The 24,055-nt window shown below is 73.1% G+C and carries 22 protein-coding genes and 2 pseudogenes; 12 read left to right on the top strand and 12 right to left on the bottom strand.

The genetic code is table 11. The features are described 5' to 3' along the window. The first annotated feature begins 191 nt into the window (after positions 1 to 191). Positions 192 to 356: a hypothetical protein gene (locus ACLJQF_RS10185; protein WP_410607996.1), complete on the top strand. Its 165-nt coding sequence runs from the start codon at positions 192 to 194 to the stop codon at positions 354 to 356. Here the strand turns inward: ACLJQF_RS10185 and ACLJQF_RS10180 are convergent. Then, entirely contained in the window at positions 349 to 657 is a 309-nt protein-coding gene (locus ACLJQF_RS10180; RefSeq protein WP_410607995.1) for a hypothetical protein, read from the bottom strand. The two genes, ACLJQF_RS10185 and ACLJQF_RS10180, sit on opposite strands and share 8 nt — an antisense overlap. A gap of 357 nt (positions 658 to 1,014) precedes the next feature. Here ACLJQF_RS10180 and ACLJQF_RS10175 point away from each other — a divergent pair, with 357 nt between their 5' ends. Further along, complete coding sequence (locus tag ACLJQF_RS10175) at positions 1,015 to 1,539, top strand: RICIN domain-containing protein (protein ID WP_410607994.1); 525 nt, start codon at positions 1,015 to 1,017, stop codon at positions 1,537 to 1,539. Between the two features lie 80 nt (positions 1,540 to 1,619). On the opposite strand, the gene ACLJQF_RS10170 is transcribed toward ACLJQF_RS10175, so the two are convergent. Both ACLJQF_RS10170 and ligA read right to left on the bottom strand, forming a co-directional pair. Then, positions 1,620 to 2,060: a hypothetical protein gene (locus ACLJQF_RS10170; protein WP_410607993.1), complete on the bottom strand. Its 441-nt coding sequence runs from the start codon at positions 2,058 to 2,060 to the stop codon at positions 1,620 to 1,622. Positions 2,061 to 2,156: 96 nt separating this feature from the next. Then, positions 2,157 to 4,148, bottom strand: a complete 1,992-nt coding sequence (gene ligA / locus ACLJQF_RS10165) for an NAD-dependent DNA ligase LigA (RefSeq protein ID WP_410607992.1) — start codon at positions 4,146 to 4,148, stop codon at positions 2,157 to 2,159. Between the two features lie 84 nt (positions 4,149 to 4,232). On the opposite strand from ligA, the pseudogene ACLJQF_RS10160 reads away from it, so the two are divergent. From ACLJQF_RS10160 to ACLJQF_RS10140, 5 genes and pseudogenes are all read left to right on the top strand, one after another. Next, a pseudogene (locus ACLJQF_RS10160) lies at positions 4,233 to 4,638 on the top strand (LLM class flavin-dependent oxidoreductase); the annotation flags it as partial. 575 nt (positions 4,639 to 5,213) lie between these two features. After that, complete coding sequence (locus ACLJQF_RS10155; protein WP_387047413.1) at positions 5,214 to 5,582, top strand: roadblock/LC7 domain-containing protein; 369 nt, start codon at positions 5,214 to 5,216, stop codon at positions 5,580 to 5,582. Positions 5,583 to 5,626: 44 nt separating this feature from the next. Beyond that, complete coding sequence (locus ACLJQF_RS10150; protein ID WP_410608374.1) at positions 5,627 to 5,998, top strand: hypothetical protein; 372 nt, start codon at positions 5,627 to 5,629, stop codon at positions 5,996 to 5,998. A 6-nt stretch (positions 5,999 to 6,004) separates the two neighbouring features. Then, positions 6,005 to 6,673, top strand: coding sequence for a hypothetical protein (locus ACLJQF_RS10145; protein ID WP_410607991.1), 669 nt, complete (start codon positions 6,005 to 6,007; stop codon positions 6,671 to 6,673). Between the two features lie 77 nt (positions 6,674 to 6,750). Beyond that, positions 6,751 to 7,317 (top strand): copper resistance protein CopC, encoded by a 567-nt coding sequence (locus tag ACLJQF_RS10140; RefSeq protein ID WP_410607990.1) that lies wholly within the window; start codon positions 6,751 to 6,753, stop codon positions 7,315 to 7,317. A gap of 2 nt (positions 7,318 to 7,319) precedes the next feature. On the opposite strand, the gene ACLJQF_RS10135 is transcribed toward ACLJQF_RS10140, so the two are convergent. From ACLJQF_RS10135 to ACLJQF_RS10120, 4 genes are all read right to left on the bottom strand, one after another. Beyond that, positions 7,320 to 8,663 (bottom strand): dipeptidase, encoded by a 1,344-nt coding sequence (locus ACLJQF_RS10135; RefSeq protein ID WP_410607989.1) that lies wholly within the window; start codon positions 8,661 to 8,663, stop codon positions 7,320 to 7,322. Between the two features lie 5 nt (positions 8,664 to 8,668). Continuing rightward, a complete protein-coding gene (locus ACLJQF_RS10130) occupies positions 8,669 to 9,034 on the bottom strand; it encodes a hypothetical protein (protein WP_410607988.1) in 366 nt (121 codons plus the stop codon). Beyond that, on the bottom strand, positions 9,031 to 10,503 hold the full coding sequence (locus ACLJQF_RS10125) for an APC family permease (RefSeq protein ID WP_410607987.1): 1,473 nt from the start codon (positions 10,501 to 10,503) through the stop codon (positions 9,031 to 9,033). The genes ACLJQF_RS10130 and ACLJQF_RS10125 overlap by 4 nt, the downstream gene beginning before the upstream one ends. A 93-nt stretch (positions 10,504 to 10,596) precedes the next feature. Next, positions 10,597 to 12,411, bottom strand: coding sequence for a glycoside hydrolase family 15 protein (locus ACLJQF_RS10120; RefSeq protein ID WP_410607986.1), 1,815 nt, complete (start codon positions 12,409 to 12,411; stop codon positions 10,597 to 10,599). Positions 12,412 to 12,549: 138 nt separating this feature from the next. Here ACLJQF_RS10120 and ACLJQF_RS10115 point away from each other — a divergent pair, with 138 nt between their 5' ends. Next, a complete protein-coding gene (locus ACLJQF_RS10115) occupies positions 12,550 to 13,950 on the top strand; it encodes an MFS transporter (protein WP_410607985.1) in 1,401 nt (466 codons plus the stop codon). Positions 13,951 to 14,034: 84 nt separating this feature from the next. Here ACLJQF_RS10115 and ACLJQF_RS10110 read toward each other — a convergent pair. From ACLJQF_RS10110 to ACLJQF_RS10100, 3 genes and pseudogenes are all read right to left on the bottom strand, one after another. Beyond that, a pseudogene (locus ACLJQF_RS10110) lies at positions 14,035 to 14,160 on the bottom strand (ion channel); the annotation flags it as partial. 287 nt (positions 14,161 to 14,447) lie between these two features. Then, entirely contained in the window at positions 14,448 to 14,798 is a 351-nt protein-coding gene (locus ACLJQF_RS10105) for an SHOCT domain-containing protein (RefSeq protein WP_410607984.1), read from the bottom strand. A 209-nt stretch (positions 14,799 to 15,007) separates the two neighbouring features. Then, the gene (locus ACLJQF_RS10100; RefSeq protein ID WP_410607983.1) at positions 15,008 to 17,674 is read right to left on the bottom strand and encodes a LuxR C-terminal-related transcriptional regulator; all 2,667 of its coding nucleotides are present in this window, start codon (positions 17,672 to 17,674) and stop codon (positions 15,008 to 15,010) included. A 203-nt stretch (positions 17,675 to 17,877) separates the two neighbouring features. Here ACLJQF_RS10100 and ACLJQF_RS10095 point away from each other — a divergent pair, with 203 nt between their 5' ends. Both ACLJQF_RS10095 and ACLJQF_RS10090 read left to right on the top strand, forming a co-directional pair. Next, positions 17,878 to 18,132, top strand: a complete 255-nt coding sequence (locus tag ACLJQF_RS10095; protein ID WP_410607982.1) for a hypothetical protein — start codon at positions 17,878 to 17,880, stop codon at positions 18,130 to 18,132. Next, entirely contained in the window at positions 18,129 to 18,395 is a 267-nt protein-coding gene (locus ACLJQF_RS10090) for a hypothetical protein (protein ID WP_410607981.1), read from the top strand. The genes ACLJQF_RS10095 and ACLJQF_RS10090 overlap by 4 nt, the downstream gene beginning before the upstream one ends. 5 nt (positions 18,396 to 18,400) lie before the next feature. Here ACLJQF_RS10090 and ACLJQF_RS10085 read toward each other — a convergent pair whose 3' ends face one another. Both ACLJQF_RS10085 and ACLJQF_RS10080 read right to left on the bottom strand, forming a co-directional pair. Continuing rightward, positions 18,401 to 19,762: a DUF2252 domain-containing protein gene (locus tag ACLJQF_RS10085; RefSeq protein WP_410607980.1), complete on the bottom strand. Its 1,362-nt coding sequence runs from the start codon at positions 19,760 to 19,762 to the stop codon at positions 18,401 to 18,403. Positions 19,763 to 20,169: 407 nt separating this feature from the next. Next, positions 20,170 to 20,676 (bottom strand): DUF1269 domain-containing protein, encoded by a 507-nt coding sequence (locus tag ACLJQF_RS10080; protein WP_410607979.1) that lies wholly within the window; start codon positions 20,674 to 20,676, stop codon positions 20,170 to 20,172. 214 nt (positions 20,677 to 20,890) lie between these two features. On the opposite strand from ACLJQF_RS10080, the gene ACLJQF_RS10075 reads away from it, so the two are divergent. Both ACLJQF_RS10075 and ACLJQF_RS10070 read left to right on the top strand, forming a co-directional pair. Further along, positions 20,891 to 21,352: a hypothetical protein gene (locus ACLJQF_RS10075; protein ID WP_410607978.1), complete on the top strand. Its 462-nt coding sequence runs from the start codon at positions 20,891 to 20,893 to the stop codon at positions 21,350 to 21,352. A 103-nt stretch (positions 21,353 to 21,455) separates the two neighbouring features. Further along, a complete protein-coding gene (locus tag ACLJQF_RS10070) occupies positions 21,456 to 24,053 on the top strand; it encodes a LuxR C-terminal-related transcriptional regulator (RefSeq protein ID WP_410607977.1) in 2,598 nt (865 codons plus the stop codon). Positions 24,054 to 24,055 lie beyond the last annotated feature (2 nt).

The raw sequence follows: 24,055 nt of genomic DNA, 5'->3' as shown, positions 1-24,055 counted from the left end.
GAGGCGGGCAACGAGCACAACCCGGCCGATCCGCCACAGCCGCGACGGCGCCGAGGCCTGGACCGCCCGCGTCGAGCCCGGCTTCCCCGACGACCTGGCCGGCGCGCTGCGCACCGCCGGCTTCCCGAAGGGGCCGTCGTTCGTGTCGCAACCGGACGAGGCCGTCCGCGACCTGCGGATCACCGGATCGGGTGCGGTCCTGCTGCCCCTGGTACGAGGCGGCGGAGCCACCCGGCTACGCCGAAGCGTTCGCGCTGCTGGACGGCGTGGTCGCCCAGGTGACCGGGCTGGACCTGAGGGTGGCTCCGCCGCGGTCTCCCGCGACCGACATCGTGCGGGTCGGTTCCGTCAGCTGATCAGCGACGTCAGCGCGTCGACGGACATCGCGTCACCGGACAGGCCGGCGCCGGAGTGCGACGGCAGGTCCGAGAGGCGGGACGCGAAACCGAAGTCGTGGGTGGCGAGGATGTGCGGCGTGGTCTGCCGCGCGTACGCGCGCTGCAGGACGGCGGCGTCGCGGAGGAAGGTCGCGGCGACGTCGGCGGCGACCGCGGCGCACAGCACCGGATCGCTTGTCTGCGGCAGAACTTCCAGGGCGGTGGCGTCCGGGTCGCGTCCGGGCAGCCGGGTGCACGCCATTTCTTCGACTTTGTTCACTTCACGTTCCTATCTGGAATCGGGGCCGGAAACAGCGTGATCTTCGCTGTCAATCGGGCCGACGGGAACGATTCCTGCCGGTTTCCCGAGAACGGCCGACCGAGACTTCGGCAAAGACCGGAGGCCCTCCTCCATCCGGCGGAGCGCGGGCACCGCCGATGCCAGGGCCAGGGACATCAGGTGTTTCCTTCCGGTTTCCGGGTGACGCGGACCCCTCACCCTGCGGACCGCCGCTCACAAACCGCACACCGGACGCCCACAGCACGCGAATCGACGGACTGTCGACCGGCTGTCGACCGCGGCCCGCAGGATGTGGGCCCGGCCCGTGAGAGCCGGACGACCGGAAAGAGGGAAGCAATGAAGATTCGCAGCAAAGTGGTCGCGGCGGCGTCGGCGGGCCTGCTGGCCGCCGGGGTGACCGTCCTGGGCGCGGGTGTCGCGCACGCCGCGGAACCCCATCCGATCAGGAACGCCGGCAGCGGCCTGTGCCTGCAGCCCCAGGGCAAGTCCGTCGACCTGTTCGCCCCGATCGAGCAGGTGGGCTGCGACGGGACCGCGGCGCAGCGCTGGACCGCACAGGGTTTCGGGGGAACGAACCGGTGGCAGTTCGCCAACGAGGCGAGCCACCTGTGCTTCGACGCCTTCGACGGCGCCTTCAACAATGCCCGCCTGCTGCAGAACCAGTGTGCGCCGATCAGCAACGACCAGTGGAAGAGCAGCAGATCACTGCCCGACCTGGTGACCCTGATGTCCCGGGTGGGGTTCCGGGACACCAACTTCTGCGTCGATGTGCCGGGCAACGACCAGCGGCCCAACGTGGTGCTGCAGCTGTTCCAGTGCAACAACACCGACGCGCAGAAATGGCTGGTCGGCTTCGCCTGAGAACGTGGCGGTCGGCTGGGGCAACCGGTGCCGGCGCCGCTGAGGTGCCGGCACCGGGCCCGCCGGCTTGCCGAGTTGGCTCACTCCTTGCAGGGCCCGAAGTACCGGCATTCGATCAGCGCCCGCGGGTCGAGCGCCCGCGCCCGCGGCTCGAGGCTGTCGAGCAGGGCGGCGATCTCCGCCAGCTCGACGACCGCGCCCGCAGCCAGCGGGAAGAACCGCTCCCGGGTGTCGTGCTCCGCGCAGCCGCTGCCCTGCAGGTTGCCCGCCGGGACGACGGCGAAGACCTCGTCGCCCTCGTTGTCGAACGTGAAGTAGCTCTGCAGCCGCACCGGTGTGGTGCCGGCCACCTCGTTGATCCGCCGGCCGCCGTAGGTTTCGGGGTAGTGCCAGCCGGCGTGGACGTCGTCGGCGAACCACGCCCTCGTGGGGTCGCTGTCGCCGTCGAGGAGCCAGCCCCGTGCGGTGAGGAACTCGTGCACCCCGAGCTGGCGGGCGGCCATGAGGTCGGACCTCGTCATCGCGATCCCTTCGGAGTCGGGTACTCACTCAGTGTCGCGCTTGGTCGGTTTTCACGACCGGGTGACCCGCGTCCGAGAGGCGAGACGCTGGGCCGGCTACACGATGCGCGCCGCGATGAGCTGCTGCCAGATCTCGCCCTGATCCACGACCTCGACGCCGTGTTTCTCGGCCTTCGTCAACTTGCTCGCCCCGACGTCCGCGCCGGTGATGAGCAGGTCCGTGCTCGCCGATACCGACGTCGCCGTGGTCGCGCCCGCCTTTTCGCAGAGCCGCTGGAACGTCGGGCGGGGCACCTTCTCGCCGGACCGAGGGTCGCTGATCGCGCCGGTGACCACCACCGTCTTGCCCGCCAGCGGCGCGCCCGCCGCGACCACCGGCGGGAGGTCCTCCTCGCGCACGTCCAGCGAAACGCCCGCCGCCCGCAGGCGTTCGAGCTCGGGGCGCAGCCGGGTGAGGTGCTCGATCAGCGACGCGGCGACCTTCGGCCCGATGTCCTCTACGGCCACGAGCCCGTCGACGCCCGCCTCCGCGACGTCTTCCAGGGACCCGAACCCGGCCCGGCACAGGCGGGCGGCCGTGCCCTCGGACGCCATCGGGATCGCCAGCCCGATCAGCGCCCGGCGCAGGCCGACCGCCCGGCTCGCGTCGATCGACTCGATCATCCGCGTGGCCGAGACCTCCCCGATGCGATCGAACTCGAGCAGTTTCTCCTTGGTCAGCCCGTAGATGTCCGAGGGTTGCTCCAAGATTCCCGCTTCGGCCAGCCGTTCGATCCACACGCCGCCGATGGCTTCGATGTCCGCCGCCGCCCGCGACGCCCAGTGGATCAGCCGCCGCACTGTCTGCGCCGGGCAGGACACGTTGGTGCAGAACAGTTCCCGGCTGTTGCCCTGCTCGGTCAGCGGCTGCCCGCACGACGGGCACGCGTCCGGCGGGACGATCTCCCGCTCGGCGCCCGTGCGTTTCGAGGCGTCCAGCACGCCGGCGACGAACGGGATGACGTCGCCGGCGCGGCGCACCAGCACCGTGTCGCCGATCTTGATGCCGCGGGCGCGGATCACCTCCTGGTTGGCCAGCGTCGCGCGGGTGACCGTGCCACCGCCCACGAACACCGGCTCCAGCCAGGCGACCGGGGCGATCTTGCCGGTCTTGCCGACGTCCCAGACCACATCGGACAGCACGGTGGTCTTCTCCTCGGCCGCGAACTTGAACGCCAGCGCGCCACGCGGCGAGCTCGACCGGGTGCCGGCCGCCGCGTAGGCGTCCCGGCTCGCCAGCCGCAGGACGGCGCCGTCGAGGTCGTAGTCCAGGTCGTTGCGCTGCCGCTCGATCTCGCCGATCACACTCTGCGCCGCGGCGGCGTCGGCGCAGCGCCGCATGTCGGCCGCGGTGAAGCCGAGCGTGTGCAGTGCGCTGCCGAGGTCGGTTTCCGCGCTGTCCGGCTCGGTGTACAGGTCGAAGGCGAAGAACCGCAGCCGCCGCTCGGCGACGGTCGCGGGGTCCTTGGCGCGCAAGGTGCCCGCGGCGGCGTTGCGCGGGTTGATCAGCGGCTTGTCCGGGTGGGCGGTGTTGTAGGCGGCGAAGGTGGAACGCAGCATGACGGCCTCGCCGCGGACCTCGACGCGGCCCGGCGCGCCGACCTGCTCCGGGATCCCGTCGGTCAGGGCCCGCACGAGCACGGTGACGTCGTCGCCCGTCGTGCCGTCGCCACGGGTGATCGCCCGGACCAGCCGCCCGTTTTCGTAGACGACGGCCAGCGAAAGCCCATCCAGCTTCGGCATGACCACCACCGGCTGGCCCGGGAAGCGGCCGAAGAACGCCTCGACCTGCTCGGGTCTGGTCGCCTTCTCCAGCGACAGCATCGGGCGCGAGTGCCGGATCGGCGCGTGCAGCACCGCCGGCGCGCCGACCTGGTCGAGGGGGTTCGGGTCGGGGGTGAGCTCCGGGTGCGCCTCGATCAGGCTCCGCAGCTCGTCCTCGACCGCGTCGTACTCCGCGTCGGCCACCAGCGGCGAGCCCCGGTAGTAGGCGTCACGCAACACCGTGATGCGGTCGGCGAGTTCCTGGATGCGTTCCTGAACGTTCACCCCGAGGACGTTACCGGGCACCACCGACAAAATCCGCGGGCCGCCGGTTCAGCGTGCCGCTGCCGACGACGGCGGACGCAGACGCAGGCCACCCGGCGGCTGCGGCTGGGCACGCTGGTCAGCGGCATCCACTACCGCCACCCCGCGCTGCCGGCGAACATGGCCGCGACGCTCGACATCGTCTCCGGCAGGCACTGGAGATCGGCGTCGGCGCGGGCTGGAATGAAGAGGAGTCCGGCGCGTACGGCGTGGAACCGGGCACGATCAAAGAACGCAGCGACCGCTTCGAGGAAGCGTGCGAGGTCCTCGTCGGGCTGCTGACGCGGGAGACCACGACGTTCCGGGGCGAGCACTACCAGTGACCGACGCCCCCTGCGAGCCCAAGGGCGTCCAGCGGCCGCACCCGCCGATCTGCATCGGCGGCAGCGGCGAGAAGCGCACCCTGCGCACGGCGGCGAAGTACGCCCAGCACGGGAACTTCGTCGGCGGCCCGGCGCGGCGGCGGTACGGCCGGCAGCGGCAGTCCGGATGCGGTGAATGACTCATTCCTGGCGTCCGACGCCTCTCTGTCATTCACTGCGCTCGGGGGCTGGTTCGCGGGCGGTCCGGGTGAGTTGAGCTCCGCCTCTCGTGCGTCCCCGGCCGTCCTTGTGCCCTCCCCGTCGCGGGTCTTCGGTGGCGCAAGCCGCCGAACAGGCGATGGGTGGCGGCGGGGTGTCGTTGCTCAGCGTGGCCGGAGGTGGGCCGTACCGGACCGCCTGCCGGCTGCGGTGGGCCGGGCGGGTTGTGCGTCCTCGTGCCGGTGTGGTGCGTCGTGGCCTTTCGCGCCGCCGCCGGGAAACGTCGAACATCGAATTCCACCGGTTCGTGATCAATGGACATCGTCACGATTTTTTGTTACGGCCGAGAATCTGTTTCACTCGATCGTGTGACACTCATATTCGGGCTCCGGTGCTTGTTGGCCAAAAGTAATGGTGGCGGTAGGGTCGTGCCGTCGAGAGCAACTCGAATGGTTGAACCTTTCGCCACTCGCCTTCCGCAATTCCAGAGCAGAAAGAAAGAGTATTGGATTTCGAAGCACTGGCCGGCGAGCTGCGGAACCTGCGGGAGAACGTCGCCGGCGTGACCGATACGGTGCTGGCCGCGGTCGACGGCATCCCGATCATCGCCGACGCCGCCGACGACATCGATCCGGCGAAGATCTCCGCGCTCGCCGCGGCCGATCTCGGGATTGCCCGGCAGGCCGCCGAAATCACCGGCAAGGGCACCCTGAACCAGACCGTGGTGTTCGGCAGCGAAGGCTACATGGCCGTCTACGCCATCGGACGGCTGGCGCTGATGGTCGTGCTGGGGGACAAGGGCCTGAACGTCGGGCGCCTGCTGTTCGAAGCCCGGCCCGTCATCGAGCGGATCGGCTCGATCCTGGCCGCGTAGCTCGCCGGCCGACCACCCGTTCACGGAGAGGAAACAGCACGATGATGAACATCGACACGGCACTCAAGGAAGCCATGTCCATCAGCGGCGCCGTCGGCGTCGCGCTGGTCGACTACGAAAGCGGCATGTCGCTCGGCACCAGCGGTGGTGGCGAGTGGCTCGACCTGGAGATCGCGGCGGCCGGGAACACCGAGGTCGTGCGGTCGAAACTGCGGGTCATGTCCTCGCTGGCGCTCAACGACTCCATCGAGGACATCCTGATCACGTTGCACCGCCAGTACCACCTGATCCGACTGATGAATTCGGTGGGCTCCCGGAATTCGCTGTTCCTGTACCTGGTGCTGGACCGCGACCGGGCGAATCTGGCGCTGGCCCGGCACTACCTCAGACGCATCGAAGCGGATCTGCAGGTGTAGCCGGGGATGACCGGAGGCGGCTCCCGCGCCGCACTCGTCATCGGCTCGGCGTTCGTGCACGACATCGGTTCCCTGTTCCCCGTGACCATGAACCTCGCCGGTGACGAGCTGGCGTTCACGTTCGTGTCGTCCTGCCCGACGCCCGACGCCGTCGAGGAGTGGGTCCGGCGGCGGTCGGGCACCGTCGTGGCCGGCCGGGTGCCCCGCTTCTTCGTCGACGCCGGCGGGCGGCGGATCCGCGTCGAGCTGGCCGGCTCGTCGATCCGGGCCCTGGTCGTGCTCGCCGACGAGGTGACCGCGGCCCCGGCCGCCGTCCCGCGGCTCGGGCGCTGGCAGGACCAGATGCCCTGCCGCGTGCGGGGCGCGATGGACGAGCTCGCGCGGATGCTGTCGCGCTGCCACCACCACGCGGGCGGCGCCGCGCCGCTGATCGACCTGGAACTGGCCTACCGCCCGGACCGCGAGTACGAGACCCGCCTGGCCGGCGCACACGAACGGGTGCGGGCCTACATCGCGCCGGTCCGCCCGGTGCTGGCGATGCGCTGGCGCACGGCGACGGCGGCACAGCGCAAGGCGTTCCTGTCGGAGGTACCGGACGGCTTGCCGGTCCGGGGCTGGCTCCGGCGGCGCCGGACCACGCAGATCATGGGAATGGAGGTGGAGGTGTCACCTTGACGTGGGTGAGCCGGGACGCCCGCGGGCTGCGAGACTGCTCCGGTACGAACGGTCACCATCGGATCGAGGAAACCCGCATGAAGATCGCCCGGTTGCTCGGAGCCTTCCTGCTCGCGCTGTCCGGCGTGCTGCTGATGGCCGGGCCCGCGTCGGCCCACACCGAGCTCAAGTCGAGTTCGCCCGCAGAAGGGGCGAGCCTGGCCGCCCCGCCGCGCAAGATCGAGCTCACCTTCGAGGAGCCGGTCACCCTGCAGCAGGACCCGATCTCGGTCACCGGCCCGGACGGGGCGAAGTGGACCGTCGGCACCCCCGCGGTCGTCGACGCGGTGATCACGGCCCCGGTGACCCCGGCCGGCCCGGCCGGTGCCTACACGCTCACCTACAAGGTCGTGTCGGATGACGGCGACAAGGTGACGGCCGCCGTGCACTTCACCCTCACGGCGCCGGTCTCGTCCAGCTCCGCCGCGGCGACGTCGGCGGCCGCCGTACCGGCCACCGCCACGTCCGCCACGTCCGCGACGCCCGCCCCGGCGAGCGAGATCGGCGGCAGCGTGCCGGCGTGGGTGTGGATCCTCGTCGCCGTCGTGGTCGTGCTGGCCGCGGTCGTCGTCGCGCTGCGGCTGCTGCGGCGCCCCCGGCCGTAGCGTCAGCCGGCGGACGCACCGTAGTTCCGCAGGAACAGCGCTTCGGTCAGGGCCATGGCCGCGATCTCCTGCGGGGCCACGCTTTCGTTGGGCGCGTGGATGCGTGCCTGCGGTTCCTCGACGCCGATGAGCAGGATCTCGGCGTCGGGGTAGGTCTCGGCGAAGACGGTGCACAGCGGGATCGAACCGCCCTGGCCGAGCCGGCTCACCGGACGGCCGTACGCGGCCTGCATGGCTTCGTCCATCGCCTGGTGGGCGGGCCCGCCGGTCGCCGCGAGGAACGGCTCGCCGATCGCCTCGACGTCGACCGAGACGTCCACGCCCCAGGGAGCCGCGGCCATCAGGTGCTCGCTCAGCGCGCACGCCGCCTGGTACGGGTCCACGCCCGGCGGCACGCGCAGGTTCAGCCGGGCCCGGGCGCGCGGGGTGAGGGCCGCGGTCGAGCCGACGACCGGCGGGCAGTCGATGCCGAGCACCGTCAGCGCCGGACGCGCCCACAGCGTGTCCGCGACTTCGCCGCTGCCGAGCAGGAGGGCACCGGGGGACAGGCCCGCGTCCGCCCGGAACCGCGCCGCCGGGTACGGGGCGCCGGACCAGCGGCCGCCGCCGGGCACGCCGTGGACGGTGGTGTCGCCCGCCTCGTCGCGCAGGGTGCCGAGCACCGTCACCAGCGCGGCGAGCGCGTCCGGCGCGGGGCCGCCGAACATGCCGGAGTGCAGCTCCGACGGCAGTGCGTCGACGTGGACGACGACGTTGACCATGCCGCGCAGGCTGACCGTCACGGCGGGGTGCCCGACGGCGGCGTTCCCGGTGTCGCCCATCAGGATCGCGTCGGCGCGGAGCAGCCCGGCGTGCTCGGGGACGAACGCCTCCAGCCCGCCGGTACCCTGCTCCTCGGAGCCCTCGACGACCACCTTGAGGTGCACCGGCACGTCGTCGCCGAGCGCCCGCAGCGCGGTGAGGTGCATGACGATGTTGCCCTTGCAGTCAGCCGCGCCGCGGCCGTACCAGCGTCCGTCCACTTCGGTCAGCCGGAACGGCGGTGTCCGCCACTCGTCGTCCGCCAGGGGCGGCTGGACGTCGTAGTGCGCGTACAGCAACACGGTCGGGGCGTCCTCCCGGCCGCACGGCCGGGACCCGACCACGGCCTGGCTGCCGTCCGGGGTGTCGGCGAGGTGGGTGTCGAACCCGGCCTCGGTGAACGCGTCGGCCACCCAGATGGCGGCGCGCCGGCACTCCTCGGGCGGGAACTGCCGCGGGTCCGCGACCGAGCGCATCGCGACGAGGTCGGTGAGCTCGTCGCGGGCCCGCGGCATCAGGTCCTCGACCCGCCTCCGCAGATCCATCGCGTTCACCTGGCCTTCTCGGGACAGTAGACCTCGATGACGAGCCGGCGCACGCGGAGCAGCGTCTCCGGCGGCAGGGACGGGAGCGCCGCGGGGCCGCTCGCCCGAGCGAGCGCCGCCTCGGGGTCGGCGCAGATCGAGCCGCCGTCCGTGCCGAGCAACCGGACGAGCTGGTCGCGCGACGGCGACCGCGCGCCCTCCTGGGCGAGCCGGACGGCGAGGCGGTCGGCTTTCGCCTCCGCTTCGGCCGACGCCCGCGCGGACCGGGACACCAGGTACCCGGCCCCGAGCAGCCCGCCCAGCACGATCCCCACGGCGAAGTAGACGAGCACCCGCTGCGGCCGGGTCGACAGTTCGTCCACAGTGGTCATGACGGGTTCACCTCCGGCTGCCGCCACGACGGTTTGCGCAGGCGGTAGAACAGGAACGGCACCACCAGGCCGAGCCCCAGCGCGCCGCCCGCGACGACCCCGAGGTACACCCACGGGCTGCCCGACCCGAACTGCGAAGGCGGGACGAAGCCGACGAGCAGCGCGGCCAGTGACGCGCAGAACCCGATGCCGCACAGGCCGAGCAGCATCGGCGCGCGGAACCCGCGCGGGTGGTCGGGGTACTTGCGCCGCAGCCGCACCGCCGCGACGAACATCAGCAGGTACATGATCAGGTACACCTGGGTGGTGATCACCGAGAAGATCCAGTACGCGCTCGACACGTCCGGGATGAACGCGTAGCACAGCGCGATCAGCGTGGTGACCGCACCTTGCGCGACGAGGATGTTCTGCTGCACGCCCCGGCCGTTGAGCCGCTGCAGGAACGGCGGCAGGTACCCCTCCTGCCGGGCGATCAGCAGCAGCCCCTTCGACGGGCCGGCCAGCCAGGTCAGCATCCCGCCGAGGGACGCCAGCACGAGCAGGACGCCGATCAGCGGGGTCAGCCACTGGATGCCGAAGCCGGCGAAGACGGCGTCGAAGGCCTGCATCACGCCGGCCGTGAGCGAGAGCTGGTCGGCCGGGACGATCCAGCTGATCGCCAGCGCGGGCAGGATGAAGATCAGCAGCACGAGCCCCATCGCCAGGAACATCGCCCGGGGGAACTCCTTGCCCGGTTCGCGCAGCGAAGACACGTGCACCGCGTTCATCTCCATCCCGGAGTAGGACAGGAAGTTGTTCACGATCAGCACCAGGCTCGCCAGCCCGGCCCACGCGGGCAGCAGGTGGCTCGCCGACATCGGTGCCGCGGACGGGTGGCCCTGCCCGAGGAACACGATGCCGAGGATCACCAGCAGCGCGCCCGGCAGCAACGTCCCGATGACGAGCCCGCCGCCGGCCAGCCCGGCCACGCCTTTCGTGCCGCGCGAGGAGATCCAGACGCCCGACCAGTAGGCCACCACGATCACCGCGGCGGTCCACCACCCGCTGGTCGCCAGGTCCGGGTCGACCACGTACGCGAGGGTGCCGGCGACGTACCCGAGCAGGCTCGGGTAGTAGAAGATGGTCATCGCGAACTGGCACCAGACGGCCAGGAAGCCGATCGGCTTGGAGATCCCGAGCGCCACCCAGTTGTAGACCCCGCCGGGCCAGCCGGACGCCAGCTCGGCCGAGACCAGCGACGTCGGCAGCAGGAACACGATCGCCGGGACGACGTAGAGGAAGACGGCCGCCAGGCCGTACACGGCCATCGTCGGCGAAGGACGCAGGCTCGCGACGGAGCCGGTCGTCATCAGCGCGAGCGCGACCCAGGAGATCCACGCGCCGGCCGGTGGCCGGGCCCGACGGCTCCCCTCGGCGGGCGGCGGCCCCGCGGGTTCCGGGGACCGGCTCGGTCTGTTGGTGGTGGTCATGGCAGTCGGCCTCCAGGGCTTGCCTCGACGGGGTGTCTCATCGTGTTCCGGGTGGCCGCCGGCCGGGTCACCCGCGGCGGGCGAGACCGCTTCTCAGCCGAGGGCGGCGTCGAGCGTGACCGCCGCGTCGATGAGTGCCAGGTGCGTGAACGCCTGCGGGAAGTTGCCCAGCTGCTCGCCGGTGGGGGCGATCTCCTCGGCGTACAGCCCGACGTGGTTGGCGTAGGTCAGCATCTTCTCGAACGCCGTACGGGCTTCTTCCAGCCGGCCCGCCCGCGCCAGCGCGTCCACGTAGGCGAAGCTGCACAACGAAAACGTGCCCTCGGAACCGGCCAGCCCGTCCGGGGACGCGGCCGGGTCGTAGCGGTAGACCAGGCTGTCGGTCACCAGATCCGCCTGGATCGCGTCGAGCGTCGAAAGCCACAGCGGGTCCGTCGGCGGGAGGAAACCCGTGCGGGGCATGCGGAGCAGGGCCGCGTCCAGCTCCTCGCCCGTGTCGTGCTGGACGAAGGCGTTGCGCGTCCGGTGCCAGCCGCGGGCGAGGACCTGGCCGTGGATGCTGTCGCGCTGCCACGTCCAGTCCTCGACCGGCGCCGGCCGGCCGTGGGCGGCGGCGAGGCGGATGCCGCGGTCGAACGCGACCCAGCTCATCAAGCGGCCGTAGGTGAAGCGCTTGCGACCGCCGCGGGTCTCCCAGATGCCTTCCTCGGGCTGGTCCCAGTGCTCGCCAAGCCAGTCGAGGGCCGTGCGCAGCGCCGTCCAGCCCTGGTGGGACAGCTCGAACCCGGCGCGGTCGGCGGCGAAGACGCTGTCAAGGGCCTCGCCGTAGATGTCGAGCTGCAGCTGCCCGGCCGCGTCGTTGCCGATCCGGACCGGGTTCGACCCGCGGTACCCGGACCAGTGCGCGAGGCTCTCCTCCTGCAGGTCCGTCGTGCCGTCCACGCGGTAGAGCACGGCGAGCGGCCCGCTGGTGCCGCCGCCGCCTTCGCGGATGCGGTCGCCGAGCCAGCCCCCGAACCGGGCCGCCTCCTCGGCGAACCCGAGCGACAGCAAGGCCGAAACCGAAAACGACGCGTCCCGGACCCACGTGTAGCGGTAGTCCCAGTTGCGCTCGCCGCCGAGGCGCTCCGGCAGCCCGAGCGTGGGCGCGGCGACCAGGCCGCCGGTCGGCGCGTAGGTCAGCAGCTTGAGGGTGATCGCCGAGCGGGTCACGATCTCCCGCCAGCGGCCGCGGTAGGTGGAGCGGGCCAGCCAGGTGCGCCACCAGTCCACAGTGGACCTGAACAGCGCCTCGAACTCGGCGACGCGCATCTCGCGCGGCGGCTCCGCGGCATCGGTCTCCAGCACGACCCCGCGGACCTGGCCGGCCGTCAGGGTGAGACTCAGGTGCACGTCCCCGCCTTCGACGCGCACCTCGGCGAGGTGTTCGTCGCCCGGCTCGCGGACCGCCTGCAGCGTCAGGGAAGTCTCGCGCGCGACGAACACGGCACCGTTCGCGACGAGCATCGCCTGGTGCGGCCGGCGCCCGTAGTCGAACCGGGGCGCGACGACGACGTCGAACGTCATCCGGCCGCGGACGCAGCGCACCAGCCGGGCGATCCGGTGCCGGGTCGTGGCGGTGGTGCCGCACGGCGGCATGAAGTCGACCACTTCGCCGAGGCCGTCCGGGCCGGCGAACCGGGTGATCAGCACCGCGGTGTCCGGGTGGTACATCTGCGAGCTCGCGCACGCGCCGGCCGGGCGGATGCGGAACCGGCCACCGCGCTCGTCGTCGAGCAGCGCGCCGAAGACGGACGGCGAGTCGAAGCGCGGGGCGCAGAACCAGTCGATCGACCCGTCGGTCGTCACCAGCGCGGCGGTCTGCAGGTCACCGATCAGCCCGTGCTCGGCGATCGTGGTCTCGGTCATCGTTCCTCCAACGGGCGCCGGGATCTTCTCGGTGCACCGTCGCCCGGGCCGCGCCGCGCTGCCTCATCCCCGCGGGGTGAGGTGGCCCGGCCGCCGCGCACGCCACTGTGGGCGCCACCCGAGCAGGAAGGCCCGCCGATGATCGTGCTGCCCCTGGCCCTCGCCCAGTTCGTCGCGAGCTACGCGGCCACCACCATGACGGTGGCCGTCAGCGCCATCGCCACCGATCTCGGCACCACGGTCATCGGCGTGCAGACGGCGATCACCGTCTTCACCCTGACGATGGCGTCGCTCATGGTGCCCGGCAGCAAACTGAGCGACCTGCTGGGCCGCAAGCGCTGCTTCCTGGCCGGGCTGGCCGTCTACGGCGCCGGCGCGCTGCTGGCCTCGGCCGCGCCGGGGCCGGGCCTGCTGATCGTCGGGTACTCGCTGCTCGAAGGCATCGGGTCGGCCCTGATGATCCCGCCGATCTACATCCTGGTCACCGTGACCAGCCGCGATCTCACGGCCCGCGCGCGGGCCTTCGGCGTGGTCAGCGGCGCGGGCGCACTGGGCGCCGCCGCCGGGCCGCTGCTCGGGGGCCTGGTGACGACGTGGTTCGGCTGGCGCGCGTCCTTTCTCCTGCAGGTGCTCCTGGTCGGCCTGATCGTCGTGCTGGCCCTGCGGATCGTCGAACCGCCCGCGTCATCGCGCACGCAGCGGTTCGACGTCACCGGCGCCGTCCTCTCGGCGGCGGGGCTGTTCTTCGTCGTCTTCGGCGTCCTGCAGGCGGGCACCTACGGCTGGCTGGTGTCACGGGCGGACTTCTCCGTCGGCGGGGTGGTGCTGCTGTCCGCCGGCGGGCTGTCGCCGGTGTGGCTGTTCGCCGGGATCGGGGCCGCCTTCCTGGTCGCGTTCTTCGCGCACGTCCGGGCGCGGGAACGGAAGGGCCGGGAGCCGCTCGTGCCGTCCGGGCTCTTCCGCGACCGCGTCACCGGGCTCGGCCTGCTGACCCAGCACGTGCAGTGGCTCGTCCTGCAGGGGTCGTTCTTCGTGGTGGCGGTCTTCCTGCAGCAGGTCCGCGGCTACGACGCCATCGAGACCGGGCTGATGCTGACGCCCGCCACGATCGGCATCCTGGGTGCGTCGGCGGCCGCGGGCCGGATGGCGCGCCGGCACTCCCAGCGCGGCCTCGTCCGCGCCGGCTTCGTCCTCGCCGTCGCCGGCCTGGTCCTCGTGCTGCTGCTGGTCCGCGCCGACTCCGGGGTGGCGAGCGCGGTGCCCGGGCTGTTCCTGCTCGGCGCCGGCGTCGGGATCATGCTGACGGCCTCGGTGAACCTGGTGCAGTCCCGCTTCCCGGACGCCGCGCAGAGCGACATTTCGGGAGTGTCGCGCAGCGTGTCGAACCTCGGCTCGTCGGTGGGGACGGCGCTGGCCGGGTCCGTCCTGGCCGGGACGCCCCACCTCGGCGGGCGCTCCTTCGCGCTGGCTCTCACCACCTTGGGCGTCGTGGCGGTGGCCGGGCTGGTCGCCGCCCTGCTGCTGCCGGCGTCCGACTGATCCGTCCCTTGTGGACGAATGCCGGACCGCGGTGACGATCACCCGCAGGACCACGCCCAGCACCACGAGGTCCGCGATCATCTGCAGGGTCACCAGCACCCGGGCGCCGGTGGCGATCGGGGCGATGTCGCCGAAGCCGACGGTGGTGAACACGGTGACCGTGAAGTACAGCGCGTCGGTCCGCGTCAGCGTCGTGCCGAACGCGCCCATGCTGTCGCGGGCGAGCACGTAGTAGCCGTTGGCGAACAGCAGCAGGAACAGCGGGAGGATGAGGGCCAGCGCCTGGACGCCCTGCCAGGCCGGGAAGGGCGAGCGCAGGATCATCCGCACCTCGCCGACCACCAGCAGTACGACGACGGCGAGCCCGGCGGCGAAGAGGACGACCGTCCACGGCCGCAGGCCCCGGTCGACCGGGAGCAGGTAGTAGAGGCAGACCAGCGCGGTGACCGTGAGCAGCGGCCGGAGCACCGCGAGGTGGACGAACCGCCACCGGCGGGTCACCGTGCCAGGGCTTTCCGCTTGAGCGACTGGTACTCCGCGTCGTCGATGACGCCCTGTTCCAGCAGCCGCCGGGCTTCGGCGATCTGCGCCGCGCCGGTGTTGTCCGATGTGGACATTTCGCGGCCCCGCTGCCGGTCGAGGATGTGCCGGCCCTGGGTCACGAAGTAGAGCAGGATGCCGAAGAACGGGAGGAGGACGAACACCACGGTCCAGCCGGACACGTCGGCGCGGCGGAACAGATCGCCGAAGGCCACGAACAGCAACCAGAACCAGGCGATCCAGCAGAAGAACACCAGCATCGTCCACATGAGGTTGAGAAACGGGTACTCCGCGCTCGCCAGGGTCATGACTTCTCCTCGTCCGGGATCGGGGCCAGGCACGCTCGCACGTGCCCGGCCCACTCGACCGGATCCCGGGTGCGCTCGCCTCACCCGCCGCGGGTGGGGCGAACGCGGCCCGGCCCCAAGCGCCCCAAGGCGGCCTTGGGTGCGTCTGACGCACCGAAGGCCGCCTTGGGTGCGTCAGACGCACCGAAGGCCACCTTGGGGCGCTCCGCTCAGACCGAGAAGTCGGCGACTTCGGCGTCGAGCAGCCCCCGTTCCCGGGCGATCGCCACGGCCTCGCGCCGGCTGCGGACGTCGAGCTTCGCGTAGATGCCGCGGACGTGGGTCTTGACCGTGTTCGGCGAGACGGTCAGGTCCTCGGCGATCTCGTCGATCGACCGCTGCGTGGGCAGCAGGCGCAGGACGCCGCGCTCGCGTTCGGTCAGCGGCGCGGGCATCGGCGGGGTGTGCAGCCGGCGCCGGACGGCGAGGATCTCGCCCGCGAACCGCTCGCCCGCGCCCAGCCCGCCCAGCCGGCTGGTCAGGAACCCGATCAGCTCGGGCGGCGCGAACACGAACGGGAACCGGACCCCGGTCGGTTCGGCGGCGTGCAGAGCCTCGTCCAGCAGCCGGGCCGCCCGGTCGCGCGCCCCGGCCGCCAGCGCGGCCTGCACCCCGATCAGCGACGCCTCGATCGCCGCCCACGCCAGTTCCATCGGCGCTTCGTCGTCCAGCAAGGACCGCAGCACCGAGCTCGCCGCGTGGTGCCTGCCGAGGCGCAGCTGGGTCCGGGCGCGCATCAGCAGCAGCTCACCCGAACCGGCGAGGATCGGCAGGGCCCAGCGAACCGTCTCCCTGGCCTGGCCCGCCGCGCCCAGCCGCAGGGCGGCGCGCTGTTCCAGCACCGCGCACAGGGCGGCGTGCCCGGCCGGGCAGGTGCGCCCGGTGCCGAGGCGGGTGCGGGCCCGGCGCATCCGCCGTAGCCCCGCGTGCCACGCGCCGAGTTCGAACTCCGCCGCGCCCCGCAGGGTTTCGGCGAACAGCCGCAGCTCCCTGGCCGCCCGCGCGGGCGCGTCCCCGAGGAACTGCCCGATCCGCTTGGCGTGCTTGAGGCAGTCCGCCGGTTCGCCGCACAACAAAGCTCCGTACGCCAGCAGCGCCCCGGCCTGCGCGCCCTGGAGGGAGCGCGGCGGATCCTGGGTGGGCAGGCGGGCGCCCGCCCGGCGGGCGAGCGTGTCCATGGCCCGGTAGTCGCCGTCATGGCAGGCCAGTCCGGCCAGCATGGTGAGGCACTGGGCGACCGTGAAGTCCTCGTGGACCCGTTCGGCGGTGCCGAGGACCTGCAGCAGGGCCTCCCGGGCGGGCCCGCGCTCGTCGCGGGCGATCAGGACGCCGGCGCGGTGCAGGGTCGCGACGCCGCCCAGCCCGGCGCCGGCGGCCAGCTCCTCGTCGACCTGCCCCGCCACGCGGGAGGCCTGGGCCGGGCTGTGGTCGAGCTGGGCGAGCCAGGAGTACGTCAGCTGCCGCAGGACGGTCAGCTCCGGCGTCGGCCGCTCCGGCCACGACGCCTCCGCCCGGGCCAGCTGCAGCCCGGCCGCCGACGTCTCGGCCGCCTCCAGGTACAGCCCGGCCGAGATCAGCGCGGCCGGCGGGTCGGCCGGGATACGGCGGTCCTCCAGCAGGGTCAGCGCCAGCCGCAGGACGCGGTGCTCGCCCGCGAGGAACAGCGTCACGGCGTGCTCGCGCAGCAGGTCGCCGACGCGGGCGGGATCGCCCGACCGGACGCTGTGGAGCAGCGCCGGGGCGGGCCGGTCGTGCCCGGCGAACCAGCCGGCCGCCTTCTCGTGCAGGGTCCGGGTCCGGTCCGGCGCCCGCCGCTGCAGCTCCGCGCGCAGGTAGGTGCGCAGCATCGGCAGCACGCGGTGGTGCGGCGGGGTGCCGCCGGAGTCGACCACCTGGGTGGCCGGCTCGCCGAGTTCGCGGAGCATCGCCTCGGCGTCCGCCCGGCCGGAGAGCACCGGTGCCAGCCCGGCCGGGACCTCGTCGCAGATGCTGATCGTCCGCAGCAGTTCTCGCTGCGCCGGGGTGAGGGCGGCGAGCACCTCGTCGGTCAGGTAGCCGAGGACGGCGCTGTCGCGGCCGGTGGCGAAGTCCCGCAGGCTGCCGTGCCGGGCGGCGGACGCCGCGGCGAGCCGCAGTCCGGCCGGCCAGCCCCCGGTCCGGGTGGTCAGTTCGGCGGCCTGGTCCCGCGGGATGGCCGGGCCGGCGGTGGCCAGCAGGGCGTTCGCCTCGTCGGCGGTGAACCGCAGCCGGGCGGCGCCGACCTCGACGAGCCGGTCCGCCAGCCGGGCCCGGCCGAGCGGCAGCGGCGGTTCGCGCCGGCTCGCCACCGCCAGGCACAGGCCCGCCGGCTGGTGGCGGACCAGCGCCCGCAACCCGTGCCACGGACCGGGAGAGGTGATCTCTTGAGCGCTGTCGAGGACGAGCACGACCGGCTCGGGCAGCGCGTCGAGCGCGTCGGCGACCTGGGCCAGGAAGGCGAGGTCGGTGCTCGGTACCTCGGGAACGGCCAGCCGCCGCAGGGGGTTGCCGGCCGGGATCCGGCCGCAGCGGCCGAAGGCTTCGAGGATCGCGGACCAGAAGAGCCGGTCGTCGTTGTCGTCGGCGTCGGCCGACAGCCAGGCGACCGCTCCACTGTCCCGGCGCCGGGCCCACTCGGCCAGCAGCACGGTCTTGCCGAATCCGGCCGGTGCGCCGACGAAGACCATGGCCGCGTCGCTCGCGCCGTCGAGAACGGTCAGCAGCCGGGGCCGCGACACGAAGTCCGCGGGCGGCTTGGGCACGGTGATCTTGGTTCTCGGTACCCGTCTTCGGGTCGGGACATCGTGGCACTGCCGCATGTCCGCTTCTCCTTTGCGATTGGTTCGGAGATAATCCCGGCGGATCCTGCCACGCAATTGGCCCGGCTCACCCGCTGCGGGCGAAGAGAACAACGGCGGCGGGCACAATCGTGTGCCGGGTGAAAAATCGTGGAGATGCTCCCGAGAAACGGCAACGGCGATTCGCCGTTTCCCAGTTCTGCTGGCTCGGACCGGGTGAGGTCGTGCTCCTCGACGTGCTGCGGACCGGCCGGATCGGCGCCGGTTCGGTGCTGCTCGGCCTCGCCGTCGCGTTGTCCGCCCTGATCCCGGTGAGCGAGCTGCGGACCGGTGTCCGCGCCGGTGCCGACCTGGTGGCCCGGCTGATCTTCCTGCCGGCGCGCGGCTGGTCGGCGGCGGTGATCCTGCTCGACGTGGCGATCGTCGCCCGCGCGTGGTTCTCGGCGGGCCGGACCCGGCGGCGCCGGGACGCCCGGTGAGCCGGGCGGGCATCCTCGGCGTCGCGACGGGGGCGAATTACGTCTTCCGGGGCGGCGGTGCCATTCCGGCGCGGGCCGCCGAAGGGGTCGAGGATTTTCGCGGTGTACTCGTCGTGCCCGCGCCGCCGGACACGATAGTTTTCGGAACTGTTGCCGATCCCGGAAGCCTTCCGCTGATCCTGCGGCGGCTCGAAGCGCTCGGGATGCACGTGCAATCCGTGCACCGCGTCCGGGAACTGCCGGTGGTGCACCGCGCGGGGTGACCGCGTCACGACGCGGCGGCCGCCGTCACGTGCCCGAGCCGGATCGCCTGCCGCAGGGCGGTGTGGTCGCGTTCGTTCTGGTCGGCGCAGGCCACCGCGAACAGCCGGACGGCTTCGGCGAACGCCGGGCCGGAGCCCAGGTAGGCGGCGATGGCGAGCGCGTCCCCGGTGCGCGCGTGCGCCCGGGCCAGCGTCCACCCGCACAGCTGTGCGTGCGCGCGCAGGACGTCCGGCGTCATCGTGGTGACGTCGCCGGCGGCCTGGTCGTCGCGCAGGCGGCGGACGTGGAAATCGACCGTCCGGCCGTCGAAGTCCGCGCGGGCCCAGCCGAGGAAGACGTCGCCGGTGGCCTGGATCAGCCGCTGGCCGGTGGCGACCCGCCGGCCGGGACCGCCCGCCGCGGTGGCGCCGGTGTACTCCTGCAGCACCGACGGCCGGGCTTCCTTCAGTTGCAGGAACAGCGGATCGCCGGTGCCCGTGCGGACGAGCAGGGCCACCCAGGACCGCGTGCCCGCGTCACCCGGCCCGGTCACTGTGCGGGCCGCGTCGGCGAGCCGGTAGCGGTCGAGCAGCGCCCGGCGCGCCGGACCGAGCGTGCGCCGGTACTGGGTCAGCACCCCGGCGAGGCGGTCGACCAGGGTCGCCGGGTCGCCGTCCCCGGCCAGGCGGCCCGCCGGGACGACCGCGGGCGGCCGCGCGGCCAGCCGCAGGTGCCCGTCGCGGATTTCGGTGAACCGCCGCACGCCGGCGCCGCGCCGCTGGCCGGGGCCCAGCCGGTGGGCCGCGACCACCCGCAGTGTCCGGGCGTCGGCCGGGGCGAAGAAGATGTCGAGCGACGTGCGGCGGGCGAAGTCGTGCATCGCCAGCCGGTAGGCCTCGACGGCGGCGAGCACGGTGCGCCGCCGCTGGGCCGCCGCGTGGCCGTTCTCCCGGCCGGTGACCTCGAAACTCGCGGCCAGCCGCTTGACGTCCCATTCCCACGGCGCGGGCAGGGTTTCGCCGAAGTCGGCGAAGTCGAACACCAGCCGGCGGCCCTGGGCGGTGAACAGGCCGAAGTTGGCGAGCTGGGCGTCGCCGCACGCCTGGACGCCGAACCCGGTGCGCGGGGTCAGGGCGAGGTCGGCCGCCGCGGGGAGGGCGGCACCGCGGAAGTAGGCCAGCGGCGAGGCGGCCATCCGGCCGTAGCGCAGGGGCCGCAGTTCCGGGACCCGGTCGTGGTCCTGGCGGGCCAGCAGCATCAGGGGATCGGCGCGCCGGAGCGGGCCGGGGAACTCGGCGTGGCCGTCCGCCGGGACCGCGGCACGTGCGGCGCGGGCCCGGGCGATCCGCGCATCGGGGGTCGCGGTCTCGTTGTCGGTGAGAGTCATGGGACGGATCGTCGGCCGCGGAGCCCGCCGGGGCGTCGCCCGCCGGGGGTGAAGCGGGGAGTCATCCACCACGGGTGACGACCCGCGGCGGCCCCGGCCGCAAGGTGAGCCGTGGAGGTGCGGTGATGACGACGCGGACGCCGGGCGCACCGGCACTCCGGCGGGTGCGCCGCGGGGATCTCCCCGCCGGTCCGGGCCCGGCGCGGCGCTTCGCCATCCCGTCCGGCCGGCCCCGCCGGCGCTCTCGGGGGAGCGCGCGGGGCGGGCGAACCTCCCACGGGACCGCGGAATTCCCGGGGGCTAGCGAGGTTCGTTCCGCTGCGGCGTCGAGCTCGGAGGTCTTGAATGACTCATTCAGGACCTCCGAAGACCTGAATGAGTCATTCAAGACCGTTGGTTCCCGGGAGTTAGCGCGGTTCCCGCTGCGGAGCCTCGTCGAAGGCTTCGCGCAGCCGGGCTTCCTCGACGTCGGACAGGTTGGTGCTCAGCAAGGTGGCACCGGTTTCCTTGAACGGCTCGACGACCCGGTCCAGCACGGTGTCCTCGGACATCACGAACAGCGCGGACGTCCCCGGGGTGACCTGGGACCGGACGGTGTCGACGAACTCCGCGTCGATCCCGACGTGGCTCAGTGACCCGGTGAGCGCGCCGATCGCCGCGCCGACGGCCATGCCCAGCAGCGGCACCAGGAAGATGAGGCCGAACAGCAGGCCCCAGAAGCCCCCGCCCAGCGCACCGGCGCCGGTCAGCGAACCCAGGTCCTTGGTCTTCGGCTTCTTCCGGCCTTCGGGCCAGGTCACGTAAGCCGCATCGGCGATCGAGATCAGCTGCTGCTTCTGCAGCTGCCGGAGCAGATCCAATGCGTTTTCAGCACCTTCGACGGTCGGGAACCGCCACACGGTCAACGTGGACACGACATCCTCCTCATCCTCCTCGGTCCTGCGAATCGGTGGTCGTGCCGCACTGTTTCCCGGGTGCGGGCGGGCGGCATCGCCCACGCCGTGTGAGCCGCGGAGCGGCCGCGATCGAGGCGGCTGATCTCACCTGGGGCGGGCGAGGCCCGGCAGACCGGCGACCGACCATGATCGCCCGGTCCGCAGCCCTCCCGAGGAACGAGGAAGAAGGATCATGACCGAACCCATGCAGCCCCGGACTTCAGCGACCGGTGCCCGGCCCCCGCTCCCGCCGGACCGGGCCGTCGCGCGGTCGCGGCGGGTCGGCTGGATCTGGTTCGCCGGGGCGATCACCGTCCTGGCCGGACTGTTCAACGTGGTCGAAGGCGTGGTCGCGCTGTTCGACCGGGACTACTACGTGATCGGCCCGTCCGGGCTGCTCGTCTTCTCCCTGGCCGGCTGGGGCTGGCTGCACCTGATCGTCGGCATCCTCGTCGTGCTGACCGGCATCGCGCTCTTCACCGGCGCGCAGTGGGCCCGGGTCGTCACGGTCGCGCTCGCCGGGTTCAACGCACTCGCGCAGCTGGCTTTCCTGTCCGCGTACCCGTTCTGGGGCGTCATCGTGATCGCCCTCGACGTCCTCGTGATCTGGGCCGTCATCGTGCACGGCGACGAATCCACCTACGAAATCTGGTGACCCCGGCGTCCCGGTTGCGCGCCCGTGATCAGTACAGTCGTGGCCTCCGCCCGGCGTCGACCGCGGATCCGGGGCGCATTCTCCCGACAGCCGAGAGGTTCACGTGCCCGATCGAACGACGCTCCCGTTCCGGCCGGTACCCGGTGTGAAGGTCGCGTTGCCGCGGCTGCCCGGCATCTTCGTCCCCCGTCCGAGGCTGGCGGCGGTGCTGGACCGCGCCACCGCCCGGCCCGTCACCGTGGTCCGGGCACCGGCCGGGGCCGGCAAGACCACCGCCCTCGCCGGGTGGGCCGGCGACGGCGACGACGTCGCCTGGGTGTCCCTGGACGAGGACGACAACGACGAGTCCCGGCTGTGGGCGGCGATCCTCGGTGCGTTGCGCCGCTGTCCAGCCGTGCCCGGCGACCGTGGTCTGGACCGGCTCGGCCCGCCGCCTGCCGGGCGGCGGCGGGCCTTCCTGGCCGATCTGGACGACGCGCTCGCCGCGCCGGCCCGCCCGGTGCGGCTGGTGCTCGACGACCTGCAGGAGATTTCCCGCGCCGAACCCCTGGAGGCCCTCGCGGCCCTGGCCCGCCACCTGCCCGCCGCGCTGCGGCTGGTGCTCGTCACCCGGGTCGAGCCGCGGCTGCGGCTGGCCCGGCTGCACGTCGAAGACGTCCTGTCCCGGGTGGAGGCGGCCGAACTCCGGTTCACCGCACGGGAAACGGCGAATCTGCTGCGCGCCACCGGAAGGGTGGTGAGCGACGAGCGCGTCCGGGAGCTCACCGAACGCACCGGGGGCTGGGCCGCGGCACTCGGCTGGGCCGCGGTTTCGGTGCGCGACGCCGAAGACGCGGACGGGCTCGTCGCCTCGGTGACCGGCGACGAGCGGGCCGTCGCGCGGTTCCTCGCCGACGAAGTTCTCGCGCGGCTGCCCCGGCCGACGGCGGATCTGCTGCTGTGCCTCAGTGTCTGCGACGCCGTCGGTGCGACGCTCGCCGTCCGCCTGTCCGGGCGCGCGGACGCCGGGGCGCGGCTGGACGAGCTCGAGCGCGCGATGGGTCTCGTCACGCGCACGCCCGCCGACGCCTACCGGCTGCCGCCGCTGCTCCGCGGGTTCCTGCGGGCCGAGCTGGCCCGGCAGGATCCGGGGCGGGTGCTGCGGCTGCACGGGGTGGCCGCCCGCTGGTACGCCGGCGAAGGCCGGTTCGGGGAGTCGCTCCGGCACGCCGTCGCCGGCCGCGACCGGCAGCGCGTCCTCGTCCTGGCGCGGGATCACGCCGTCCGCCAGGTGCTGGCCGGTGACGGCGAGCCGGTGCGGATCGCGCTCACCTACCTGGGCGCCGCGACGGTCGCCGCGAACCCGCCGCTGCGGCTGGCCTCGGCGCTGGAGAACATCCAGCGCGGGCTGCCCGCCGCGGCCGCGGCGGACCTCGGTGTGGCGGACGCCGGCGCGGTGGACGTCGGCGCGGTGGACGCCGGCGTGGCGGACCTCGGTGTGTGGCCGCTCGCGGCCCGCCACTGGGCGCTGGCCACCGGGAACCCGCCGCCGGAGAGCGGGCTTCCGGACGCTCGGCCGTCCGGGCTCGACGCCTGGTTCACCCTCGATCGCGCGTGGCGGTCACTGCGCCGCGGGGCCCGGCGGCACGCCGTCACCCAGGGGCAGGAAGCCCTGCGCCTGGCCCAGGGGGACCGGCTCGACCACCTCGTGCTCCACAGCAGACTGGCGCTGGCCGTCGCCACCGCCGTCAGCGGGGATCACCCGGCGATGCGGCGGGCCTGCACAGGAGCGCTGGCCGTCGCGCGACGGCACGGCTGGCGCCGGTCCCCGGGCGTGGCCGAGTGCCACCTGATGCTGGCCTACGACGACCTGATGCGCGCCGAGCCGGTGGCGGCGGCCCGTGAACTGGCCCAGGCGGCCGCCGCGGAAGTGCCCGGCGGCGCGCCGCTGCCGGCCCCGCTGCGCGGGTTCTTCGAAGGCATGGTGCGCTTCGACGGCGGTGACCGGACGGCGGGCTCCCAGGTCATGCGCGCGGCCCGGCACCGGCTCGCCGGACTGGAGCTGCCGCCCGAGTTCGTCGGCGTGTGCGGCGTCGCCGAGTACCACGCGGCTCTCGCCCTCGCCGAAGGCGTGCACGCGGCGGAGGTGCTCGCGTGGATGCACGAGCGGCTGCCCGGCAGCGGCGAGCTGGCGCTGCTGCGGGTCCGCGCCCACCTGGCCGCGGACGAGCCGGCGGCCGCCGAAGCGGTCCTGCGCCACACCACCACCGCGACGTCGTTGCTACCGGCCACGCCGGTCGACCGGTGCCTGGCGGAAACCGCGCTGGCCCTGCGTTACCACCGGCGGACCAAAGCACTCCACGCCCTGGACCGCGCGCTCGCCCTGGCCCGGCCGAACGGCCTGGTGCGGCCGTTCGCCCTGGCCGAGCCGCAGGTCGGGCACCTGCTGATCGACCACTCCGGCGGATTCGGCGCACTGGACCGGTTCGCGCAGGCGGTCCGCGGCCGGCTCGTCCCGCACGCCCAGGCGAGCAGCCTGACCGACCGCGAACAGGTGGTGCTGCAGCGGTTGCCGTCGCAGCGGTCGCTGGACGAGATCGCGTCCGACCTGACCGTCTCGGTCAACACCGTGAAGACCCATGTGCGGGCCATCTACGGCAAGCTCGGCGTGAACAACCGGCGCTCGGCCGTCGTGGTGGCTCGCCAGCACGGCCTGACCTGAGC

The organism is Amycolatopsis sp. lyj-109 (assembly GCF_046548995.1).
Classification (GTDB): domain Bacteria; phylum Actinomycetota; class Actinomycetes; order Mycobacteriales; family Pseudonocardiaceae; genus Amycolatopsis.
Note: the sequence above shows the minus strand (reverse complement) of the source record. Positions and strands in the feature narration are given on the sequence as shown.

Bases quoted from the DNA above. Each gene is read 5' to 3' on its own strand.
- ACLJQF_RS10175 (WP_410607994.1), top strand. From the start codon at position 1,015: ATGAAGATTCGCAGCAAAGTGGTCGCGGCGGCGTCGGCGGGCCTGCTG.
- ACLJQF_RS10170 (WP_410607993.1), bottom strand. From the start codon at position 2,060: ATGACGAGGTCCGACCTCATGGCCGCCCGCCAGCTCGGGGTGCACGAG.
- ACLJQF_RS10150 (WP_410608374.1), top strand. From the start codon at position 5,627: ATGAACATCGACACGGCACTCAAGGAAGCCATGTCCATCAGCGGCGCC.
- ACLJQF_RS10145 (WP_410607991.1), top strand. From the start codon at position 6,005: ATGACCGGAGGCGGCTCCCGCGCCGCACTCGTCATCGGCTCGGCGTTC.
- ACLJQF_RS10140 (WP_410607990.1), top strand. From the start codon at position 6,751: ATGAAGATCGCCCGGTTGCTCGGAGCCTTCCTGCTCGCGCTGTCCGGC.
- ACLJQF_RS10135 (WP_410607989.1), bottom strand. From the start codon at position 8,663: ATGGATCTGCGGAGGCGGGTCGAGGACCTGATGCCGCGGGCCCGCGAC.
- ACLJQF_RS10130 (WP_410607988.1), bottom strand. From the start codon at position 9,034: ATGACCACTGTGGACGAACTGTCGACCCGGCCGCAGCGGGTGCTCGTC.
- ACLJQF_RS10125 (WP_410607987.1), bottom strand. From the start codon at position 10,503: ATGACCACCACCAACAGACCGAGCCGGTCCCCGGAACCCGCGGGGCCG.
- ACLJQF_RS10120 (WP_410607986.1), bottom strand. From the start codon at position 12,411: ATGACCGAGACCACGATCGCCGAGCACGGGCTGATCGGTGACCTGCAG.
- ACLJQF_RS10115 (WP_410607985.1), top strand. From the start codon at position 12,550: ATGATCGTGCTGCCCCTGGCCCTCGCCCAGTTCGTCGCGAGCTACGCG.
- ACLJQF_RS10105 (WP_410607984.1), bottom strand. From the start codon at position 14,798: ATGACCCTGGCGAGCGCGGAGTACCCGTTTCTCAACCTCATGTGGACG.
- ACLJQF_RS10100 (WP_410607983.1), bottom strand. From the start codon at position 17,674: ATGCGGCAGTGCCACGATGTCCCGACCCGAAGACGGGTACCGAGAACC.
- ACLJQF_RS10085 (WP_410607980.1), bottom strand. From the start codon at position 19,762: ATGACTCTCACCGACAACGAGACCGCGACCCCCGATGCGCGGATCGCC.
- ACLJQF_RS10075 (WP_410607978.1), top strand. From the start codon at position 20,891: ATGACCGAACCCATGCAGCCCCGGACTTCAGCGACCGGTGCCCGGCCC.